The sequence below is a fragment of the Vibrio sp. 10N.222.46.A1 genome, from assembly GCF_041473595.1.
Lineage (GTDB): Bacteria > Pseudomonadota > Gammaproteobacteria > Enterobacterales > Vibrionaceae > Vibrio > Vibrio tasmaniensis_A.
Genome location: NZ_JBFRSN010000800.1, coordinates 1 through 4,852 on the forward strand (window position 1 = coordinate 1; position 4,852 = coordinate 4,852).

Below are 4,852 nucleotides of genomic sequence, written 5' to 3' on the forward strand. Positions count from 1 at the left end.
CCAATACGGTGAACGTAGTCTTCCGCTTTGAATGGCATATCGTAATTCACAACTTGTTCTAGCTGCTGGATATCAATACCTCGAGCTGCCACGTCGGTTGCAATTAGCGCGCGTATTTTGCCTGATTTGAAATCATCCAGTGCTTTTTGGCGCGCACCTTGGCTCTTATCACCATTGATTGATGCCGCTTTAATGCCATCTAGCTTAAGCTCTTTAACTAGAGCATCGGTACCCTGCTTAGTCTTAGTGAACACCAACACTTGTTGCCAGTTCTTTGAGCCAATCAAATAAGCCAATAATTCACTCTTGCGCGATTTATCAACGGGATAAACCATCTGGGTAACGGTGTCAGCGGTGCTGTTTTTTGGCGTCACTTGAATTTCGCTTGGCGACTGCATCATTCGATGTGCCAGAGCTTTAATTTTGTTATCAAACGTCGCAGAGAAGAACAGAGTCTGTCGCACCTCATTCATACGAGAAAGAATGCGTTTGATATCAGGCATGAAACCCATGTCTAGCATGCGGTCTGCTTCATCCAGTACCAACACTTCAGAGTGGCTCAACATGATGTTCTTAGTGAACATATGGTCGATAAGACGGCCCGGAGTCGCGACAAGAATATCAGCTCCCCCGCGTAGGTTTTCAGTTTGAACCTTCATACTAACGCCGCCGTAAGCCACCACGACTTTGATGTCGGTGCCCTTTGCGTAGCTGGTTACGTTATCGAAAACCTGTTGCGCTAGTTCACGTGTTGGTACCAACACAAGCGCACGAACTAGCTTCGGGTTTGGAATAACGTTGTCTTTTGTCTCGATTAATCTTTGGATAATGGGCAAACCAAATGCGGCCGTTTTACCTGTACCCGTTTGAGCACCAGCCAATACATCTTTGCCTTCTAATACCAATGGAATCGCTTGTTCTTGAACACTGGTAGGAGCCGTAAAGTTAAGCTCTGATAGCGTAGCAAGAAGATGCTCAGATAATCCTAGTTGGTTAAAAGATTTTGTAGATTCAGACATAGTATGATGCTCAAAGATTAAATAGGCGCGGATTGTAGCAAACCAGCATTACGCTGTTTACCTTTCCTTTTGATTTTTCTTCATTTGAAGCGAATTAAACTGCTTCGCTTCTTCTAAAACACTAGGATAAAGCTCATTAAAGTGACACTGCAACGTGTTGTAGTGCTGTTCTAGGTCGTGATAGCAAGACTTAAGCATCCCAAGCTTTGGCCGTCTCAAAGCCATGCGTTGCAATACCACCTCAATGGAAGACATGTCTTGATAACTTAGCAACCAACGTTGTTCTGCCATTTTCTGGTGAACAGTAATGAAGTGCTCAGGCCAATGAGGCTCTTGGTGTTCAAAGATCTGTTGATGGCTGTCTACGCAAAAGCGCTCAAGTGATTGCGTTGAGAACTGAGCCCAATGATTGGCTAAGCAGTGATCCCAAAATACATCGAGTGCGATAGGTGCAAAGCGTCGTGTTTGGTGTGAGAAAAGCGATTTTGCAGAACGAGACACATCATGATGATCAGTATAGCTATCAACGAATCGATGAAGTCTTATTCCGTCTGAAAGTGAGTTTGAATAATATTTACTAGGATCGCCTTTAACGAAGTCACCTAACAGATTACCCGCTAAGTTACTTTTACAATGCTTGGCGATGTGGAGGTGTGCGAGAAAGTTCATTGAACCTCATTAAAGTATCGAGAACTAAGTAACATGGTAAACGTACTCGTTTATCTTCGCGAACTTTAATGAGGATAGTTTTGTTATGACGCGTGAGCGAATGAGATTTGCTCAGTTTAAAAATTGTTTAATTTGAGAACGTTGAACTACAGAAACCTTTAGTTCAGTAAAACCTAATTAAAGATCTTAAAAACTTAGTTCGAAGACTTGAAAAGCTCTTCTGCTAATTGTTTAACCGTCTGTTCATAGTCAGATAAATCGATACCAATTTCCATAGCATCTAACAACTCTAGACTTTCGTCATTATAAGATTGGTCACTCATAGTGCCCCCTCTATTCCTTGGTGTGGACATGTTGTCCGATTAACTAGTGCACCATCTTGGACTTAAATTATGTCACTTTGATGAACGCACTCTACTCTACCCATTCCATATTTATAGCTTGAAGCTACTCGCGATCATTAGCGCTTGTTTACGCTAAAGGGGCATACGCGAACGACATATGTACTGCCACCTTACACCAATTACAACAAATTACCCTATAAATTTTGAAGCAAATCACACTCAAACGTTTGCTTAAGCATTTTTAATTCCTTACGCACCAATCACTGTACACATTTATATACAGTGGATATTTTTAATTACATTAAACATTGCATTTGGAATTAAACTCAATCAAGATACTTAAAAATCGAGATATTCTTTGGGTTTATTCTCTTAGACCAGAAGAAATACAACGAAAACCCACCCTAACGTAAAGAATTATATACAATGAATAAATCAAAGGTTTTTGGTAGTACTTTGATCATTGCAGGCACAACCATTGGTGCCGGCATGCTCGCTCTTCCACTCGCATCTGCAGGAATTGGCTTTTCAACCTCACTATTTCTAATGCTTGGCTTATGGGCTCTAATGGCCTTCACCGCATTATTAATGGTAGAGCTTCATCAATTCGCTGAATCGGACGCAACTCTACACACGTTAGCTCACACGATTTTGGGAACGAAAGGAAAGTGGATCGCAAGCTTCGCCGTGATGTTTCTTTTCTACGCTTTGTGTGCCGCATACATTGCAGGTGGCGGTGCGCAGTTTAACCAACGTATCTCGGATATCGCAGGGATTGAACTCAATGGTCAAGTCACCACACTCCTATTTACACTCTTAGTTGCGGGAGTTGTGACGATTGGTACACACAGTGTTGATAAAGTTAACCGCGTTTTATTCGGGCTTAAACTGATTGCGATGGTACTGGTACTCAGTTTCCTTGCACCAAACATCACCTCTCAATACCTAATGAGCATGCCTTTGCAGCAAGGCCTGATTGTTGCTGCGATACCGGTTGTGTTTACCTCTTTTGGTTTCCACGGCAGCATCCCTTCAATTGTTCGATACCTGGATGGTGACGTTCGCTCATTACGTAAGGTGATGATTATTGGCTCTGCACTGCCTTTGGTCATCTATGTTTTCTGGCAGAGTGTTACGTTGGGTGTGATTAGCCAAGAGCAATTATTGTCTGATACTAGCTTGGGTGCGCTTCTAGTCTCACTATCGAAAACTGTTCATCAATCAAACTTAAGCTTGATCGTGGGTGTCTTTGCTGACCTTGCACTTCTTACTTCTTTTATTGGCGTGAGCTTGGGGTTATTTGAATTCATGGGGGACTCTCTAAGCAAGAAACTAGGCAATGCTAAACGCGTTAAGACGGCCGCTATCACTTTTTTACCACCATTAGGTTTTGCCTTGTTCTACCCACAAGGTTTTATCATGGCTTTGGGTTACGCTGCCATTGCACTTTCAGTGCTCGCAATTCTGCTGCCGACAGTAATGGTATACAAAGTTCGTTACACAGATTTATTAGTAAAACCTCACGCTACAGAATCAACTTACCAAGTGTTAGGTGGAAGCAAAGCGCTGTTTTTAGCGGGTAGCGTTGGCGTGTTTATCATTGCAATTCAAATCCTTATTTCAGTAGGGTTATTACCATCATTAGGCTAATAAACCCATCGAGAGCAAAAATACTTGATTGATGTCTCATTAACGATATATTGCTGTCATGAATTTTCATAATTAATCGATCGGAATCACATTTTTATTAAGGTCGGTTATTTAGAGTCCACGGTAAAGGATTTACCGTGGAGTTTTTATGAAAGAAGTACAATTTAGAACGATAGACAAACTGTTTATTAAAATGTCTATTAACGACAAGTTTTGGGTCATTTTCTTGATCTTTTTCGCCGCTGTAGCAAGCCTCGCTGGCTTCAACTATGTCAACAAGCTAGAACAAATTGACGCAAGTGCAAAACAGCAGGTTGAGTTTCAATTGCAAGGCATTTTATCAGCGTCAGATTCCCCAGCTTCGGTTCGTTCTGTTAGCCAACAAACACGCCTTCAAGAAACCACTATTTCAAACACGGGTTCGGTGACTGCTACGGCACTGGCACAAGATGGCAACTACTACTCTCTTACCGTTTCAACTACTGATACACAGAACCAAAAGCAGCAAGCTCTGTACACATTATTACTCAGTCTTTTATGGTGTTTGCCTTTTGGTCTTTTCTGTTACTGGGTTGCAACCTTCCTAGGAGGCGCACTTTGGGTTCTTTACTCAACCACTCAAAAGATTGGTGATGGTGATTTAACATCTCGCCTTGGCTTCCATCCAGGCCGAGATGAGTTTGGTACGATTGGTTGCGCCCTTGACCGTTCAATGGATACGCTAAGTGAACTAGTCAATAACGTAAACCAAAACGCAGCGACACTGAGTGAAACGTCAGCTTCTTTCGAAAAAGAGATGAAGCGTAGTGAAACACAGATTATGAGCCAGAATTCATCTCTAGACTCTGTTGCAACGGCAATGGATCAGATGACGGCATCAGCGAATGAAGTATCTAATATCTCTGCGCGCTCTACAGAGCAAGCGGAGCAAGATGCTCAACAAATCAATGATAGCCATGCTATGGTTCAGCAAGCAATCTCAGAGATAACCACCCTTTCTTCTTTGATTGAGCAAACCTCGTCTTCTGTTACGAGCTTGAATGTAAATACAAGCCAAATCAACGAAGTCATCACCACGATCAACGCAATTTCTGAGCAAACCAACTTACTTGCGCTAAATGCCGCGATTGAAGCAGCTCGTGCGGGTGAACAAGGTCGTGGTTTTGCTGT

Annotated in this window: 5 protein-coding genes; 2 read left to right on the plus strand and 3 right to left on the minus strand. The window is 42.4% G+C overall.

Annotated elements, in window-relative coordinates; genetic code table 11:
- The 3 genes from AB4496_RS20245 to AB4496_RS20255 all read right to left on the minus strand — a co-directional run.
- On the minus strand, window positions 1-1,019 hold a 1,019-nt coding region (locus AB4496_RS20245), incomplete at its 3' end, for a DEAD/DEAH box helicase (protein WP_372131761.1).
- A gap of 57 nt (window positions 1,020-1,076) precedes the next feature.
- Window positions 1,077-1,688: an ACP phosphodiesterase gene (locus tag AB4496_RS20250; RefSeq protein WP_032555041.1), complete on the minus strand. Its 612-nt coding sequence runs from the start codon at window positions 1,686-1,688 to the stop codon at window positions 1,077-1,079.
- Window positions 1,689-1,882: 194 nt separating this feature from the next.
- Window positions 1,883-2,011, minus strand: coding sequence for a hypothetical protein (locus tag AB4496_RS20255; protein ID WP_017059831.1), 129 nt, complete (start codon window positions 2,009-2,011; stop codon window positions 1,883-1,885).
- Window positions 2,012-2,458: 447 nt separating this feature from the next.
- Between AB4496_RS20255 and AB4496_RS20260 the strand changes: the two genes are divergently transcribed.
- The gene (locus AB4496_RS20260; protein ID WP_009845232.1) at window positions 2,459-3,682 is read left to right on the plus strand and encodes an aromatic amino acid transport family protein; all 1,224 of its coding nucleotides are present in this window, start codon (window positions 2,459-2,461) and stop codon (window positions 3,680-3,682) included.
- A gap of 148 nt (window positions 3,683-3,830) precedes the next feature.
- Window positions 3,831-4,852, plus strand: a 1,022-nt coding sequence (locus AB4496_RS20265) for a methyl-accepting chemotaxis protein (RefSeq protein WP_372131763.1), incomplete at its 3' end; no start/stop codon positions are given.

Bases quoted from the DNA above. Each gene is read 5' to 3' on its own strand.
- AB4496_RS20250 (WP_032555041.1), bottom strand. From the start codon at position 1,688: ATGAACTTTCTCGCACACCTCCACATCGCCAAGCATTGTAAAAGTAAC.
- AB4496_RS20255 (WP_017059831.1), bottom strand. From the start codon at position 2,011: ATGAGTGACCAATCTTATAATGACGAAAGTCTAGAGTTGTTAGATGCT.
- AB4496_RS20260 (WP_009845232.1), top strand. From the start codon at position 2,459: ATGAATAAATCAAAGGTTTTTGGTAGTACTTTGATCATTGCAGGCACA.